This is a genomic window from Streptomyces sp. SID13726 (assembly GCF_010548375.1).
Lineage (GTDB): Bacteria > Actinomycetota > Actinomycetes > Streptomycetales > Streptomycetaceae > Streptomyces.
Genome location: NZ_JAAGLY010000015.1, coordinates 81,471 through 97,252 on the forward strand (window position 1 = coordinate 81,471; position 15,782 = coordinate 97,252).

The 15,782-nt window shown below is 72.4% G+C and carries 13 protein-coding genes and 1 pseudogene; 9 read left to right on the forward strand and 5 right to left on the reverse strand.

Annotated elements, in window-relative coordinates; all coding sequences use genetic code 11:
- Positions 1–33 precede the first annotated feature (33 nt).
- Positions 34–1,869, forward strand: a complete 1,836-nt coding sequence (locus G3I78_RS31870; RefSeq protein WP_164431233.1) for a hypothetical protein — start codon at positions 34–36, stop codon at positions 1,867–1,869.
- Between the two features lie 4 nt (positions 1,870–1,873).
- On the opposite strand, the gene G3I78_RS31875 is transcribed toward G3I78_RS31870, so the two are convergent.
- Positions 1,874–2,503, reverse strand: coding sequence for a nucleoside/nucleotide kinase family protein (locus tag G3I78_RS31875; protein ID WP_164430946.1), 630 nt, complete (start codon positions 2,501–2,503; stop codon positions 1,874–1,876).
- 47 nt (positions 2,504–2,550) lie between these two features.
- On the opposite strand from G3I78_RS31875, the gene G3I78_RS31880 reads away from it, so the two are divergent.
- The 6 genes and pseudogenes from G3I78_RS31880 (at position 2,551) to prcB (ending at position 8,228) form a co-directional block, all read left to right on the forward strand.
- The gene (locus G3I78_RS31880) at positions 2,551–2,991 is read left to right on the forward strand and encodes an SgcJ/EcaC family oxidoreductase (RefSeq protein WP_203615798.1); all 441 of its coding nucleotides are present in this window, start codon (positions 2,551–2,553) and stop codon (positions 2,989–2,991) included.
- Positions 2,992–3,034: 43 nt separating this feature from the next.
- Positions 3,035–3,772 (forward strand): beta-phosphoglucomutase family hydrolase, encoded by a 738-nt coding sequence (locus G3I78_RS31885; RefSeq protein WP_164430955.1) that lies wholly within the window; start codon positions 3,035–3,037, stop codon positions 3,770–3,772.
- A pseudogene (locus G3I78_RS31890) lies at positions 3,769–6,123 on the forward strand (glycosyl hydrolase family 65 protein). The gene G3I78_RS31885 and the pseudogene G3I78_RS31890 overlap by 4 nt, the downstream one beginning before the upstream one ends.
- A 74-nt stretch (positions 6,124–6,197) precedes the next feature.
- Positions 6,198–6,362, forward strand: a complete 165-nt coding sequence (locus G3I78_RS31895) for a hypothetical protein (protein ID WP_164430957.1) — start codon at positions 6,198–6,200, stop codon at positions 6,360–6,362.
- A complete protein-coding gene (locus G3I78_RS31900; RefSeq protein WP_164430959.1) occupies positions 6,359–7,300 on the forward strand; it encodes a lysylphosphatidylglycerol synthase domain-containing protein in 942 nt (313 codons plus the stop codon). The genes G3I78_RS31895 and G3I78_RS31900 overlap by 4 nt, the downstream gene beginning before the upstream one ends.
- 73 nt (positions 7,301–7,373) lie before the next feature.
- Positions 7,374–8,228, forward strand: a complete 855-nt coding sequence (prcB, locus tag G3I78_RS31905) for a proteasome subunit beta (protein WP_164430970.1) — start codon at positions 7,374–7,376, stop codon at positions 8,226–8,228.
- Between the two features lie 316 nt (positions 8,229–8,544).
- Here prcB and G3I78_RS31910 read toward each other — a convergent pair whose 3' ends face one another.
- Both G3I78_RS31910 and G3I78_RS31915 read right to left on the reverse strand, forming a co-directional pair.
- Complete coding sequence (locus G3I78_RS31910) at positions 8,545–9,504, reverse strand: hypothetical protein (RefSeq protein WP_164430972.1); 960 nt, start codon at positions 9,502–9,504, stop codon at positions 8,545–8,547.
- A gap of 11 nt (positions 9,505–9,515) precedes the next feature.
- Entirely contained in the window at positions 9,516–10,988 is a 1,473-nt protein-coding gene (locus G3I78_RS31915; protein ID WP_164430974.1) for an APC family permease, read from the reverse strand.
- A gap of 612 nt (positions 10,989–11,600) precedes the next feature.
- Here G3I78_RS31915 and G3I78_RS31920 point away from each other — a divergent pair.
- Positions 11,601–12,290 (forward strand): GAF and ANTAR domain-containing protein, encoded by a 690-nt coding sequence (locus G3I78_RS31920; protein WP_239158171.1) that lies wholly within the window; start codon positions 11,601–11,603, stop codon positions 12,288–12,290.
- Between the two features lie 495 nt (positions 12,291–12,785).
- On the opposite strand, the gene sthA is transcribed toward G3I78_RS31920, so the two are convergent.
- Positions 12,786–14,189: a Si-specific NAD(P)(+) transhydrogenase gene (gene sthA / locus G3I78_RS31925; protein WP_164430976.1), complete on the reverse strand. Its 1,404-nt coding sequence runs from the start codon at positions 14,187–14,189 to the stop codon at positions 12,786–12,788.
- 156 nt (positions 14,190–14,345) lie between these two features.
- On the opposite strand from sthA, the gene G3I78_RS31930 reads away from it, so the two are divergent.
- Positions 14,346–15,485, forward strand: coding sequence for a sulfite oxidase (locus tag G3I78_RS31930; RefSeq protein WP_164430978.1), 1,140 nt, complete (start codon positions 14,346–14,348; stop codon positions 15,483–15,485).
- A gap of 72 nt (positions 15,486–15,557) precedes the next feature.
- On the opposite strand, the gene G3I78_RS31935 is transcribed toward G3I78_RS31930, so the two are convergent.
- Positions 15,558–15,764: a hypothetical protein gene (locus G3I78_RS31935; RefSeq protein ID WP_164430980.1), complete on the reverse strand. Its 207-nt coding sequence runs from the start codon at positions 15,762–15,764 to the stop codon at positions 15,558–15,560.
- Positions 15,765–15,782: the final 18 nt, after the last annotated feature.

Genomic DNA, 15,782 nt, shown 5'->3' on the forward strand with positions numbered 1-15,782 from the left:
CCCACCCCGTCCGTGCACCACACGCCCGACCCCGTGCATCTCCCGCGCCAGCTCCGCCCGCTGCACGACCTGCCCGACACTCCGGAGGCCTACGACGCCGTCCTCGCCGACGTCACCGAGCAGGCCCTCGCCCGGCTGACGCCCGAGGGGAGCCTCGAACACCCCGACTGTGTCGACGACATCGGCGACACCTCCCTCGGCATCACCTCCCTGCTGGCCTTCGCCTGGCAGCGGAGCAAGGACCCGCGGCTGCCCGAGGCCGTCGCCCGCAGCCTCGCCTTCCATCTGCGCGAGCGGGTGTACACCGACGACAACCCGGGCTACCCGAACCTCACGGCGCGCGACTCCGGTCTGCCGTACGCCCGTTACACCCTGGCGGCGGGCGCGCACCCCATCGGGGACTGGCCGAGCACGGTGTGGGCGCTGCTCCAGGCGGTGAACATCCTCGACACCGCGGACGGTCTGGTCGAGGACGGGCAGCGCGCCGAACTCCTCGACGTGGCCCGCGGATACTGGCGCTGGCTGACCGAGGCGACCTTCTTCAACCCGCAGGAGGCCGGCAACCAGGCCATCGGCTGCGTGGTCGGCGGACTGATGCTGGCTGCCCATCTGCCGGGCCCGGAGGCGGAACCGGTCCGCGCGCGGGCGATCCAGCTGTACAAAGAGAAGATCCGTGCCCACCGGGTCACCGACCGCGGCGCGGCCCTGCCGCCCGAGCACGGCGGCGCCTACGACAACAACTACGGCCCGATCTCCCTGTCCTTCCTCGCCCAGGCGCACCGGATCAGCGGCGCGGAGATCTTCGCCGAGGACGGCGACACCCTGGCCCGCTACATCGACGCCCGCCTCACCAACGGCGGCTTCGACAACGGCGGCCCCCGCTACAGCGAGCAGCACTCCGCCTTCGAGTCGGTCCTCGGACTGCGCTACTTCGGCGCCCGGATCGGCGCCGACCTCGGCCGCTACCGGGGCGACACCAACTGGGGCCGGCACGCGGTCAAGGCGGACGGGGGAGTGGACGGCCACTTCGCCTGGATGCTGGTCTGGCAGATCCAGGACACCACGCCCTGGCACCGGGAGCCGTCCGCGGCCACCGCACGCCACCAACTGCGCGCGGGCACGGTCTCGGTGGCCTTCGACTCCCGGCTGACCCCGGCGGTCGTCGAGGCGGGCGGCACCTACTACCTGCCCGCCGCCGTCAACCGCCAGCACGGCTTCGGCCCCGTCGTCGACGGCTTCCTGCTGTGCCGCCCCATGGGCGAGGTCCGGGTCCGGGACGTACGCGCCGACGGCCTCACCGCCAAGCTCGTCACCAAGCCGGTCGTCGGCCGCGACCACGTCCTGCGCCACCTCCAGTTCCTGTACGTCACCGACGGCACGACCCTGTGGACCACCGTGAGCGTGGAACGCCTCCCCGGCACGCCCTACCTGCTGGCCGGGCTGCCGTACGCCGAGGACGACGGCGACCGGGTGCGCCGCACGGCCGAGGGCGAGGTGACCTCCGTGGGCGCCCTGCGGCTCACGCACCCCGAGGCGACGGGCGCCGACCACTTCGACGCCCGTTCGGAGACCACCCAGGAGCTGGCCGCCTTCGCGCTGGCCGCCGACCCGCGCGGCTACGGCAACCCCGACGAGGGCTGGCGCCACCTGGTCGGTTCCACGGCCCTGGAGGCGGACCCCGCCCCGGACGCCCCGGACGACCTGCACGCCTTCGCCGTCCGCTACGGCCCCGGCGGAGCCCCTCTCACGGCGTCCTTCGTACGCGACGGCGCCGGACTGACGGTCCGCACCGAGGCGTTCACGGCGAGGCTCGGCGACCCGGCGGGCGACGCGCACGGCGAGCCGGAACTGACGCTGTCGGCCTGCTGAGGGTTCACACGAGGACGGTCGCCGGCACCACGAGATCCGCCCGGTCCCGGGTCGCCGCGACCAGCTCCGCGTTGGCCTGGTCCGAGCGCAGCACCCAGGCCACGGCGTCCTCGTGGGACTTGCCGAACTCCTCGTGCCGGGCGATCAGCCGACGCAGCCGTTCGTCCTCGTCCGGCGCGCAGAACCACACCTCGTCCAGCTGCGACCGGACCCGGGGCCACAGCAGCAGGTAGTTCCCCTCGGTGACGACGAGACGGGCGGTCGGGAGCACCGGGACCGCCCCGGCGACGGGCTGTTCCAGGACCCGTTCGAAGCCCGGCGCGTACACGACGTCGTCCGTCTCCTCGCGCAGCCGCTTCAGCAGCGCCGCGTACCCGGCCGCGTCGAAGGTCTCCGGCGCCCCCTTGCGGTCGCGCAGACCGAGCCGGTCCAGCTCCACGTCGGCCAGGTGGAAGCCGTCCATGGGGACGTGCGCCACCCAGGGTTCGCCCGGGCCGTTCAGCGCCCGTACCAGCCGCTCCGCGAGGGTCGTCTTGCCCGCCCCGGGGGAGCCGGCGAGACCGAGCACGGCCCGCCCGTCGGGCGCGGCGAGCGAGCGCGCGCGGGTCACGAGGTCGTCGAAGGTCAGCGGCACACGCCGAGTGTGTCATTCGTGGACTTCAGGTCGGCCAGGCACCCTGGATGCGGAAGGGGGAGAAAGGAGGGCACGCCGTGTCCCACGACTCCGACGCGTCCGACGAGGCGCAGATCCGCGCCCTCATCACGGCGTGGGCCGCCGCCGTCCACCGCGGTGACCTCGCCGGTGTGATCGCCGGCCACGCCCAGGACATCGTGATGTTCGACGTGCCGCCGCCCCACCACGGCATCCGGGGCCTCGCCGCCTACCGCGCGGCCTGGCCGCCCTTCTTCGCCTGGCAGGCCCAGGGCGCCTGCTTCGACATCGAGACCCTCCACATCACCGCCGGCACCGACGTCGCCTACGCCCACGCCCTGCTGCGCTGCGCCACCCCGGAGGAGCTCGCCGCCCACCCCGACTTCCGGCTCAGACTCACCTTCGGTCTGCGCAAGGAGCGCGGCCACTGGCTGGTGGCGCACGAGCACCACTCGTTCCCGCACGACTGAATCCACCCGTTGACGACGCGAAAGGCTGGGAACCGTGTCCTGTATGACGGAGCTCGGTCTGCCCGAAGACATCAAGGCCTGCCTCTTCGACCTCGACGGGGTCGTCACCAGGACGGCCGTCGTGCACGCGGCGGCCTGGAAGGAGATGTTCGACGCCTTCCTGCGCGAGCGGGAGGGCGAACGCTTCCGGCCCTTCACTGACCACGACTACGACGAGTACGTCGACGGCCTGCCACGCGCCGACGGCGTCCGCGCCTTCCTCGCCTCCCGCGGCATCGACCTGCCCGAGGGAGACGCCGACGACCCACCGGGCGCCGAGACCGTCCACGGCCTCGGCAACCGCAAGAACGCCCTCGTCCTGGAGAAGATCCGCACCGACGGCGTCGAGCCCTACGACGACACGCTGGCCTACATCCGCGCCGCCCGCGCCCGGGGCCTGCGCACCGCGATCGTCTCCTCCAGCGCCAACTGCCGTGACGTGCTGCGCGCCATCGACGCCGAGGACCTCTTCGACGTACGCGTGGACGGAGTGGTCGCCGCCGAACGGCACCTGCCGGGCAAGCCGCACCCCGACACCTTCCTCGCCGCCGCCCACGACCTGGGCCTGGACGCACCCCGCTCCGCCGTCTTCGAGGACGCCCTCGCCGGCATGGACGCCGGCCGCGCGGGCGGCTTCGGATACGTCGTGGGCCTCGACCGCGTCGGACAGGCCGACGCCCTGTACGAGCACGGCGCGGACATCGTCGTGAAAGGCCTCGCCGAACTCGGAGGACCCGCGTGATCACCCAGCGCTCCTACACCGTCGAGCCCTGGGCGGTCCGCGAGACCTCCCTCAACCTCGACGTCCTGGCCCAGAGCGAGTCCGTGTTCGCCCTCTCCAACGGCCATGTCGGCTGGCGCGGCAACCTCGACGAGGGCGAGCCGCACGGCCTGCCCGGCTCCTACCTCAACGGCGTCCACGAACTGCACCCGCTGCCGTACGCCGAGGCGGGCTACGGCTATCCGGAGTCCGGCCAGACCGTCATCGACGTCACCAACGGCAAGATCGTCCGGCTGCTGGTCGACGACGAGCCCTTCGACCTGCGCTACGGCCGTCTCGTCGGCCACGAACGCATCCTCGACCTGCGCCGGGGCGTCCTGGAGCGGACCTGCGAGTGGATCTCGCCCGCGGGATCGCGGATCAGGGTGCGTTCGACCCGGCTGGTCTCGCTCACCTAGCGGGCCGTCGCCGCCGTGGCCTACGAGGTGGAGCCCGTCGACAGCCGGACCCGCGTGGTCATCCAGTCCGAGCTCGTCACCAACGAGAGCCTGCCCGCCCCCAACGGCGACCCGCGCGCAGCCAAGGCCCTCAAGTCACCCCTGGAGCACGAGGAGGGCTTCGCCGACGGCACCCGGCTGCGGCTCGTGCACCGCACCAGGCAGAGCGGCCTCAGGGTCGCCGTGGCCGCCGACCATGTGATCGAGGGACCCGAGCGCACCACCACGAGCAGCGAGGAGATGGTCGACCTCGCCCGGCTGACCGTCACCTCCGTCCTGGAGCCCGGACAGCGGCTGCGGGTGGCGAAGCTGGTCTCCCACGGCTGGTCCGGCGTCCGCTCCCGGCCCGCGATGAGCGACCAGGTCGACGCGGCCCTCGCGGCCGCCGCCCACAGCGGCTGGGACGGCCTCCTGGACGAACAGCGCGGCTATCTCGACGACTTCTGGGCCCGCGCCGACGTCGAGGTCGACGGCGACGAGGAGATCCAGCAGGCCGTCCGCTTCGCCCTCTTCCACGTCCTTCAGGCGGGCGCCCGCGCGGAGCAACGGGCCATCCCCGCCAAGGGCCTGACCGGCTCCGGCTACGACGGACACGCCTTCTGGGACACCGAGACCTTCGTGCTGCCCCTGCTCACCTACACCGAGCCCACCGCCGTCGCCGAGGCCCTGCGCTGGCGCCAGTCCACACTGACCGCCGCCCGCGAACGCGCCGCCCAGCTCGGCCTGAACGGCGCCGCGTTCCCCTGGCGGACCATCGAGGGCTCCGAAGGCTCCGCCTACTGGCCCGCCGGCACCGCCGCCTTCCACGTCAACGCGGCCATCGCCGACGCCGTGGTCCGCTACACGGCGGCCACCGGCGACACGGACTTCGAACGCGACACCGGCGTCGAACTCCTCGTGGAGACGGCCCGCCTGTGGCGCTCGCTCGGCCACCACGACCACCACGGCGTCTTCCACATCGACGGCGTCACCGGACCCGACGAGTACAGCGCGGTCGCCGACGACAACACGTACACCAACCTCATGGCCCGCGCGAACCTCCTCGCCGCCGCCGACGCCTGCGCCCGCCACCCCGAACAGGCCGCCGCGCTCGGCGTCGACGACGAGGAGAGCGCCGCCTGGCGGGACGCCGCCGAGGCCGTGCACATCCCCTACAACACCGACCTCGGCGTGCACGAGCAGCACGCGGGCTTCACCCGCTACCAGCACTGGGACTTCGACGGCACCCGCGCCGACCAGTACCCGCTGATGCTGCACTTCCCCTACTTCGACCTCTACCGCAAGCAGGTGATCAAACAGGCCGACCTGGTGCTGGCGATGTACCTGTGCAGCGGCTGGTTCGAGGAGTTCCACGACGAGGAGCAGATCGCCCGCAACTTCGCCTACTACGAGCCACTGACCGTACGGGACTCCTCCCTGTCGGCCTGCGTCCAGGCGGTCGTCGCCGCCCGCGCCGGACACCCGTCGCTCGCCTACGACTACACGGTCGAGGCCGCGCTGATGGACCTCGCCGACCTGGAGGACAACACCCGCGACGGACTCCACATCGCCTCCCTCGCCGGCACCTGGACCGCCCTCGTCGCCGGTTTCGGCGGACTGCGCCGCGACGGCGACTCCCTGCGCTTCGCACCCCGGCTGCCGGAGCGGTTCAGCCGCCTCGCCTTCAACCTCCAGCTCCTGGGCCGGTGTCTGCGGGTGGAGATCGGCCCGGACAAGGCGACGTACACCCTGGTCGCCGGCGACCCGCTGACGATCCGCCACTTCGACAGCCCGGTCACGGTGAACGGCGACGGCTCCGTGGTGCGCGCCGTACCGCCGCCGACGAGCCGCCCGGCCCCGAGCCAGCCCCCGCACCGCCGCCCCAACGCCCGCTGACCCCCACTCCGCTCGGCCCAACTCCACCCCGCACCCCTGACCGGTCCGCGTTACTTTGTTCATGTTTCCCTGGCTTGGACGGTGTCCGCGCGGCCCGCGCGGGTGAGGGGTGGACGATGGCCCACGGCGACGGCGCCCTGCTCGGTGGTGCGCGCGGACGTACGCCGTCGGCGGCACCGGTCGCGGGGGCCGCGAGCGGGAGCGGGCTCCCGGTGCCGTGCGCGGGCGGGGCCGTATGACGTCCGAACGGATCACCGTCGCCCCGGCCCGCCGACGCGCCTGCTGGCAGCTCGCCCTCGCGCTGGGCGCGCTCGTGGCGGCCGGCTGTCTGGCCCGGCGGCACTGGCCCCTGCTGGAGACGGGAGCCCTGCGGCTCGCCGTCGCCGACCAGGGCTGGCTCCTCGTGGCCGCCGCTGCCGCCGCCGCGACCTGGGGGTTCTCGGCGCTCGCCCAGCAGGGCGCGGTGCTACGGCCGCTGCCGTCGAGGCGGCTGGTGGCCGCGCAGTTCGCCGCCTCGGCCGCGAACCAGCTGTTGCCCGCCGGGCTCGGCACGGGTGCCGTCAACCTCCGCTTCCTGATGCGCTGCGGGCTGTCGGCCGGACGCTCGGCGACCGCGCTCGGCGTGAAGGCCACCGCGGGCGGTCTGGTGCGGGCCGCCCTCATCGCCGTACTCGCGACGGTCTGTCCCGGTGTCCTCGGGCTCCCGCGGCCGACCGCCGGATGGCTGGCCCTGGCCGCCGCGGCGGCTGTCCTGGCCGTGCTCCTGACCGCCGTGCTGTGGCCGCGGTGCCGCGCGGCCCTGGCCCTGGTGCTGGCCGACATCAGGGCCGTGCACGCGCGACCGCGCCGGGCGGCGGCCCTGTGGGGCGGCTCGGTGGGCTTCGCGGTGCTGCACGCCCTCGTCCTGATCGCCGTCACCCGGGCCGTGTCGCTGCCGCTGGCCCCGCCCCTGGTGGCCCTGCTCTACCTCGCGGCGAGCAGCGCGGCGGCCCTGCTGCCCACCCCGGGCGGCCTCGGCTCCCTCGACGCGGCGCTCGCCTTCGCCCTCACCGCCGGGGGAGCGCCCGGAGTGGCGGCCGCCTCCGCGGTGCTCGGCTACCGGCTGCTGACGGTGTGGCTGCCGCTGCTCCCCGGTCTGCTGGTCCTCGCGCTCCTCGTCCGCCGCAAGGCGTTGTGAGCACGACCGGCGTTTCTGCACCCCGTGCTTCTGGTAGGACTCGGGATGTCGGGTCGACGGCGAGGGGAGAGCCATGACGGGGAACGAGAACGGCGGACGGCTGGGGGAGGAGTTCTTCACTCCGGGCTCCTCGTCCTTCACCGAGTTCCTGGCGGCCCACCGTCCCGAACTGCTCAGCACCCGCCGTGTCCTGCCCGACGGGGTGCGCGCCGCACCGGACCAGGTGCCGCACGGCACCACCGTGCTGGCGCTCACCTTCCGCGACGGCGTCCTCATCGCCGGCGACCGCAGGGCCACCATGGGCAACCTCATCGCCCAACGCGACCTGGAGAAGGTGCACCCCGCCGACGACCACACGGCGGTCGCCTTCGCCGGCACCGTCGGACTCGCCCTGGACATGGTCAAGCTCTACCAGGTCGAACTGACGCACTTCGAGAAGATCGAAGGCGTCGCCATGACCCTCGACGGCAAGGCGCGCCGCCTGGCCGGCATGATCCGGCAGAACCTCGGCCAGGCCATGCAGGGCCTCGCCGTCGTCCCCCTCCTCACGGGCTACGACCCCTCGGCCCCCGAGGGAGCGCGGGGCCGCATCTTCAGCTTCGACGTCGCCGGCGGGCTCTACGAGAAGACCGACTTCCACGCCGAGGGCTCGGGATCGCCGTACGCGAGAGGCGCCCTGAAGAAGCTGTTCCACCGGGGCATGGACCGCCGCGACGCCGCCCTTGCCGCCCTCCAGGCGCTCTACGACGCGGCCGACGACGACTCCGCGACCGGTGGGCCCGACATCGGCCGCCGGATCTTCCCCATCGTCTCCGTCATCACCGAGGACGGCTTCGAGCGGCTGTCGGGACCGGAGACCGAGGAACTCAGCCGGGAGATGGTCGAGCAGCGCCACAGCCGGCCGGACGGGCCGAACGCGACGCCCTGACAGGGAACTTTCCCCAGTCGTGGGAAAGACCTGCCCCCGCCTTTTCCCGCACACGGCTTGCAGGTACCGGGCGAGGGCACAAGGCTGCTGATCGCGGCGGTACTCCAGGACGGGGGATCTCCGCACGACGCCGGCCGTCCCTGACTCCGTTCCGCCCCTCCTCCCCGCCACACCGCCCCCGCGAGGGGCTCGGCCCGGCACCGCGTCCGTGGCTCCGTGACGCGGCAGGAGCGGAGCAGGGCGGACGGCACCACCGGCGCTCGCCATCGACGACGTCCGCCCACGCCGGCGTCCGTCCCCCGCGGCCCGCCACTTCTCAGGCCCGCACCCTGAACTCCTTGCGCCACTTGGTGAACTGATGCTCCGGATCCCCGGTGTACGACCACGGGGCCCGGGTGCCCTGGCGGTCCAGCATCCGCAGCAGCGGTACGCCCACCTCCGGCAGGCCCGCGTGACAGGCCGCGTGCGTCAGGTAGTTGAGGTCACGCAGCTCACCGGGGACGACCGTGTGCTCGGTCCGGCCCATGATCCAGCGCTGCCAGGTGCGCCGTACGTCGCTCACGGCCCCGTCGTGCTTCCAGTGCTGCCCGAGCGCCACGGACGCCGCCCGGTCCTCGGCCGCGTCCGACGCGGCCCGGAACTCCTCGACCCGCGCGTACTGCACCAGCACCGGCAGCGCGGAGCCCGGCGGCGCCACCCCGGCCGCGTCGCGGGCGAAGTCGTACATCAGGCCGTTGGAACCGTGCCAGCGGGCCGAGTAGTAGTGCAGCACCTGGAGGTGCCCCTCGACGCTGTACGGGTCCCGGCCGTGCAACTCGTCCCACCAGCGGCCCAGTTCCTGCCGCCGCACCCCGGCCGGGTACAGCCGGGCCACCGAGATCAGGGAGATCCACGGCGTCGGGTCGTCCATGAACGCGTCCGCCGCCTGGAGACAGGCCATCACCGCGGCGTCGATGCGGCGCTGGTCGATCGGCACGCCCCGGCCCGCGGAGATGGCCAGGTTGAACGCCCTGGCCGTCTCCGTGGCCGCCCGCAGCACCAGCGCGTCACCGCTGTGCGGTTCGGCCGCCAGCCACGACTCCACCGTCGAACTGCCCGCGCAGGCCTGGGCGAGCGTCCGTACCCGGTGACCGCGTGCGAGCCAGTCGGGGCCGGTGGCCCGCAGCAGTTCGCGCAGGCCCTGCCAGCGGCCGATGACGATGTCCTGCCGGGCGGTGGTGAGGGGGACGTCTCCGTGGTCGGGGTCGAACTCGGGGGCGAAACGGTCTCTCGCCATCGCACAGCCCCTCAGAAGTCGGTGGGGAGACCCTCGTGGACGAGCGAGGGCCCGGCCTCCTGGCCGTCGGGAACGTAGTCCGCCTCGACGGTACGGCTCGCGTCAAGCCGCGCGGGCCGGTAGTAGTCGCTGCCCCGCTTCCAGTACCAGAGCATCGGGATCAGGCCCACGGCGAGCCCGCCGACCCCGATCGTGATCGCCGCGGTGCTCAGCTCGCCCAGCGACTCGACGAAGACCCAGAACATGAACAGGGCGCCCAGCAGCGGCCACAGCCCGCCGAGCAGGAAGTCGGTCGGGGACTTCAGCAGCATCTTGCGGTAGGCGACGACCACCGCGAGGCCGGTGAGGCCGTAGTAGACGGCGATCTGGAGGCCGATCGCCGAGATCGCGTCGGAGAGGATGTCGCCCACCGAGCCCAAGGAGTTGGAGGCGATGAACATCATCAGCGCCACCGCACCGACCACCACGATCGCCACCCACGGGGTGTTCCAGCGCCGGTGCACCTTGCCCAGCGCGGCCGGCATCGTACGGTCCCGGCCCATCGCGAACAGCGAGCGGGTGACCTGGATCAGCGTGGTCTCCAGCGTGGCGATGGTCGACAGCATCACGGCGACGATCAGCAGCTTGCCGCCCCAGCCCGGCCAGATCTCCTCGCCCAGCACGGCAAGGACGTTGGCGTCGTTGTCCTCGATCTGCTTCGAGGTGAGGATGACGTTCACCGCGATGGTGAAGACCTCGAAGAGCAGGAAGACGATGCCGACCCCGATGAGGCCCGCGAGGCCCGTCGTACGGCGGCTGTTGCGGGTCTCCTCGCTGAGGTTGCTGGTGACGTCCCAGCCCCAGTAGTAGAACGCGGCGATCAGCGCGCCCGAGGCGAAGCCCGCCATGCCGTCGAAATGACCGAAACCGAGCCAGGACCACTCGAACGAGCGGGCGTTGCCGGTGTGGAAGAAGGCGAGCACCGCGAAGAGCGCCAGTATCGCCAGCTCCACACCGGACATGATCAACTGGGCCCGTACCGTGAGCCGGGCGCCGCCGAGCACCACCAGCAGCATCAGCACGAACCAGGCCGCGCCGACGACGGTCGACAGGGCGGTGTTGTCCGCGAGGCCCTCGTCGAAGAGGGCGAGCGTCATCGAACCGGCGGGCAGCGACCCGGCGACCATGAAGATGGTCGCCGAGATGACCAGCGCCCAGCCGCTGACAAAGCCCAGAAAGGGATGGAGAGTTCGTCCCACCCAGGAGTAACTCGCCCCCGCGTTCACGTCGATCCGGCTCAGGTAGCTGAACGCGAGCGCGATGCCCAGCATGGGTATCGCGCAGTACAGCAGAGCCGCCGGACTGGCCAGACCCACCGCACCGACCAGAACCGCGGTGGTCGCGGCGATCGAGTACGCCGGCGCGCTGCCGGCGACGGCCATCACCACGGTGTCGAACGTACCGAGGGCATTGGCCTGGAGCCCTCTGCCCCTGTTGATGCTCATGGTTGCGCTGCTTTCCGTAGGACACGACGCACGGACGGACGGGCCCGTACGGCGCAAAAAGAGTGAGGGGTGGCTCCGCCCCGGACCGGAGAGGGATGGCCTCGGGCAGGGGCGGCGAAGGAAGGATCCAAGGGGTGCGGGGGACCGTACGGCCGCTGCGTGGACGACCGGTCACTCCGTGTGTGCGAGTGATGATAGCCCTATTCCTTGACCCTTCAAGATTAACTGGGGGGTAACCTTCCGAACCGCCGACTGCCGTGCCCGCACGGTCTTTTGAGGTCGGGGAGCGCGTCCCGGGAAACGCGGATCAGGACACCGCACCGCACCCGACGCGCGAGGGTGGCACCCCATGGGCACCGACCGGACCTACGGCGGCATCCTCGACGGACGCCTCGCCCGGGAGGTCCCCGAACCACCGGTGCCGGCCGGCGACGAGGACTGAGCGGAGGTGGGGGCGCCGCCGCCGGGCCGGTGGTCGGCGCGTCCCGCGCGGGCATCCGGAGCGATCGGCGGGTCTCGGTCCCTGCCCCGGACGCCCCTTTTGCTGATCCCGTTGTGAAGTCCGCGCCAGGCCGGGTAGGAGTTCTCCTGTCGGAGCTTGTGGAGGACGTCTTGGACTGGAGTCGTTTCGCCCAGCAGATGGCGGCGATGGCCCGGGATCTTCTGGCGCAGGACTCGGTGGGCAGCACGCTCGACCGGATCGGCGCCTCGGCCACCGAACTGGTGGAGGGCTGCACGGCCGCCGGAATCCTGGTGCTGCACGAGCGCAGGGTGGAGACCCTGGCCGCCACCCACCAGCTGGTCGTGGACAGCGACCGGCTCCAGGCGCGGCTGGAGCAGGGACCCTGCTTCGACGCCGCCCGCACCTCGCGGGGCGAGCGGGTCTACCGTATCGCCGACCTCACCGCCGAGAGCAGGCGCTGGCCCGTGTTCGCGCCACAGGCCCACAAGCTCGGCGTGGGCAGCATGATGGGCTTCCTGCTGTTCACCGAGGACGACGACCTCGGCGCGCTGAACCTCTACTCCCGCGAGCCGGGCGCCTTCACCGAGGCCAGTGAGCTGGCCGGCTGGCTGCTCGCCTCCCACGCGGCCGTCGCCCTGTCCGCCGCCCGCACCCACGCCCAGATGGAACAGGCCGTGTCCACCCGCCATGCGATCGGCGAGGCGATGGGCATCCTCATGGGCAGCCACCACCTCACCGAGGACCAGGCCTTCGACGTGCTGCGGCGCTACTCGCAGGAGAACAACGTCAAACTCCGCGAGGTCGCCCGCCAGGTCTGCGAGAAGGGCGGCCTCGACTGAGCGCCGCGCGGCCTCCCCGGCTCGATGGCTCAACCGGAGAAGCCTCGCCGGACCGGCTCCCATGGGTACGCCGCCGCACCCGGCTGCCCATCAAGTCCCCCCTCGTGACCGCCCTACTCCTGCCCGGCGGACCGGGACGCCGACGGGCCCGGCCCGACGACGGCAGAACGGCCGCCCCGCCGTTCGGCCGAGGTGGCCGCCCCCGCTCCGGCGCGAGACCGAGGCCGGCACCGTTCTCTCAGGAGTACGCCGATGCCGCCCCGGCCCCTCGCCACCGCCCGGGCAGGCCAAGCACCGGTACGACCGCACACCGGACCCCACGCGCGGTGTTCGCCCTGCTGCCGACTCTCACCACATCCCTCACCCCGCACCGCCACCTCGCCTGCCCACTCGTCCTTGCGACCTGGTTCCGCGGGACACGGCGACGCCGGAGCGGGCCGGGGGCGGTGGCCACGTGGGACGCCGCCCCCGACCCTGCTGCCCGAAACCGCTGACTCAGTCCCCGATCCGGTCGATCTGGCGGAGCTTGTTCGTGGCGTCCAGCGCCGCGACCTTGTAGGACTCCGCGAGCGTCGGATAGTTGAACACCGCGTCCACCAGATAGTCGACGGTGCCGCCGCAGCCCATCACGGACTGCCCGATGTGGATCAGCTCGGTGGCTCCTGAACCGAAGCAGTGCACACCGAGCAGGGTGCGGTCCTCGGCGGAGACCAGCAGCTTCAGCATGCCGTGCGAGTCGCCGATGATCTGCCCGCGGGCCAGCTCCCGGTAGCGGGAGATACCCACCTCGAACGGCACCCGGTCCTCGGTGAGCTGATCCTCCGTACGGCCCACGAAGCTGATCTCCGGGATGGTGTAGATACCGATCGGCTGGAGGTGGTGCATCTGCCCGACCGGCTCCCCGAAGGCGTGGTAGGCCGCCGCCCGGCCCTGCTCCATCGAGGTCGCCGCCAGCGCCGGGAAACCGATCACGTCGCCGACCGCGTAGATGTGCGGCACCTCGGTGCGGTAGTGCTCGTCGACCGAGATCCGGCCCCGCCGGTCCGCCGACAGACCCGCCTTGTCGAGGTCGAGGTCGTCGGTGAGCCCCTGCCGGCCCGCCGAGTACATCACCGCGTCCGCCGGGATCTTCTTGCCGCTCTCCAGCAGGGTCAGCGTGCCCCGGGGATGGCGCTCCACCGCGGCCACGGTCTCCCCGAACCGGAACGTCACCGCGAGATCCCGCAGGTGGTACTTGAGCGACTCGATCACCTCGACGTCGCACATGTCGAGCATCCCGGCGCGCTTCTCGACCACCGTGACCTTGCTGCCGAGCGCGGCGAACATCGACGCGTACTCCATGCCGATCACACCGGCCCCGACGATCACCATGGAACGCGGAACCCGTTGCAGATCGAGGACGTTGTCCGAGTCCATGATCGTCCGGCCGTCGAACTCGACGCTGTCCGGCCGCGCCGGCCGGGTGCCGGTGGCGATCACGATGTGCTCGGCGCTGAGCGTGCGTTCGTCGCCGGTCACCTCGCGCAGCGCGATCGTGTGGTCGTCGACGAAACGACCGGTGCCGGCGAAGAGGGAGACGTGGTTGCGGGAGAGCTGACTGCGGATCACGTCGACCTCACGGCTGACCACGTGCTGGGTGCGCGCGGTCAGATCGGAGACGGTGATGTCCTCCTTGAGCCGGTAGCTCTGTCCGTACAGGTCGCGCTGGGTGAGGCCGGTCAGATACAGCACCGCCTCGCGCAGGGTCTTGGAGGGGATGGTGCCGGTGTGGATGGAGACCCCGCCGACCATGTCGGGGAGGTCGACGACGGCGACCCGGCGGCCCAGCTTGGCCGCGGCGATGGCGGCCTTCTGGCCACCCGGACCGGATCCGATGACGAGCATGTCGAAGTCGGGCACCCTCGGAAGTCTGTCAGCCGCGGGGCCCCTTTCGAAAGGGTGAGCAGTAAACGGACCGGCCCGTGGCACGACCCGGTGCGCGCGCACGCAGTCCCGGGGCCGCCGGGGAGTTCCGCGGACCGCGACAGGCGAGGCGGACGGCGGGACAATACGGCCATGGGTCACCGACTCGCCGACGCGAGCACCCCGGCCCGGCTGGCCGCCCAGGACGAGGGCATCGGCCGGGACGAACTGGCGCTCGCCACCCGCAACCACGGCCTGCCCCTCGAAGCGATGCGCCACGACCTCAGCCCGCCGGGCCTGCACTACGTCCTCACCCACTACGACATCCCGTACGTCCCCGAGGGCACCCCCTGGCAGCTCACCCTCGACGGCCGCGTCCACCGCCCGCTCACCCTGACCCCGTCCGACCTGCGCGCCTTCCCGCAGGTCACCACCCGGGTCACCCTGGAGTGCGCGGGCAACGGCCGGGCCCTGCTCACCCCCCGCCCGGTCAGCCAGCCCTGGCTGGTCGAGGCCGTCGGCACCGCCGAGTGGACGGGCGTACCGCTGCGGCTGCTCCTCGCCGAGGCCGGTGTCGAGGACGACGCCGTCGACGTGGTGTGCACCGGCGCCGACCACGGGGTGGAGCGCGGTGTCGAACAGGACTACCAGCGCTCGCTCCCGGTCCGGGTGGCCACGGGCACCGAGCCCGAGGTCATGGTCGCGCACACGATGAACGGCGCCCCGCTGCCCCCGCAGCACGGCCTGCCGCTGCGGCTCGTCGTGCCCGGCTGGTACGGCATGGCCCATGTGAAGTGGCTGCGCCGGATCACCGTCACCGACACGCCCTTCACGGGCTTCCAGCAGACCGTCGCCTACCGGATCCGGCAGGAGCCCGGCGACGAGGGCGAACCCGTCACCCGGATCGCACCCCGCGCCCTGCTCGTCCCGCCCGGCTTCCCGGACTTCATGTCCCGGACCCGCGTGGTGCGGCCCGGCACGGTCACCCTGGAAGGGCGCGCCTGGTCCGGACGCGCGCCGGTGACCAGGGCCGAGGTGAGCACGGACGCGGGGCACTCCTGGCACGAGGCGGAACTCGAACCGGACACCGGTCACCGGTGGGCCTGGCGGCGCTGGCGCCTCGACTGGGCGGCGCGGCCGGGGGAGTTCGTCCTCAGCGCCCGCGCCACCGACGCCGAGGGCCACACCCAGCCCCTCGAACAGCCCTGGAACCGGGGCGGGTTCGTCAACAACCTCGTGCAGCGGGTCCAAGTGCTGTGCCTGGACGAGGAGTCCGGGAGGCCGGGCGGCTGAAGCCGGGTCCGGCGCGGTCCCACGGCGCCGCCGTCGCCGTAGGACCGCGAGAGCCCGCGCGGGCGGCCGTCGCTACGGCAGGAGCTTCTCCAGTGCCGCAGGTCCCTCGGCCGCCAGTTTGCGGCGGGCCCATTCGAGATTGGTCGGGGTGATGTCCTTGCCCGAGGCGAGGACGAGGTCCTCCGGCGACACCTCGGTGCCGGTACGGGTGTGGAGCAGGTCGTCCGGGGTCGCACGGTCCTCGGACGGCCCGGACGCGTCGGGCTGTGACGTCGGCATGATCTCTGCTCCTCGGAT

Coding starts and splice junctions, on each gene's coding strand:
- G3I78_RS31880 (WP_203615798.1), top strand. CDS start 2,551: ATGCGGAAGGGGGAGAAAGGAGGGCACGCCGTGTCCCACGACTCCGAC.
- prcB (WP_164430970.1), top strand. CDS start 7,374: ATGACGGGGAACGAGAACGGCGGACGGCTGGGGGAGGAGTTCTTCACT.
- G3I78_RS31935 (WP_164430980.1), bottom strand. CDS start 15,764: ATGCCGACGTCACAGCCCGACGCGTCCGGGCCGTCCGAGGACCGTGCG.
- G3I78_RS31930 (WP_164430978.1), top strand. CDS start 14,346: ATGGGTCACCGACTCGCCGACGCGAGCACCCCGGCCCGGCTGGCCGCC.
- G3I78_RS31885 (WP_164430955.1), top strand. CDS start 3,035: ATGACGGAGCTCGGTCTGCCCGAAGACATCAAGGCCTGCCTCTTCGAC.
- G3I78_RS31910 (WP_164430972.1), bottom strand. CDS start 9,504: ATGGCGAGAGACCGTTTCGCCCCCGAGTTCGACCCCGACCACGGAGAC.
- G3I78_RS31915 (WP_164430974.1), bottom strand. CDS start 10,988: ATGAGCATCAACAGGGGCAGAGGGCTCCAGGCCAATGCCCTCGGTACG.
- G3I78_RS31900 (WP_164430959.1), top strand. CDS start 6,359: ATGACGTCCGAACGGATCACCGTCGCCCCGGCCCGCCGACGCGCCTGC.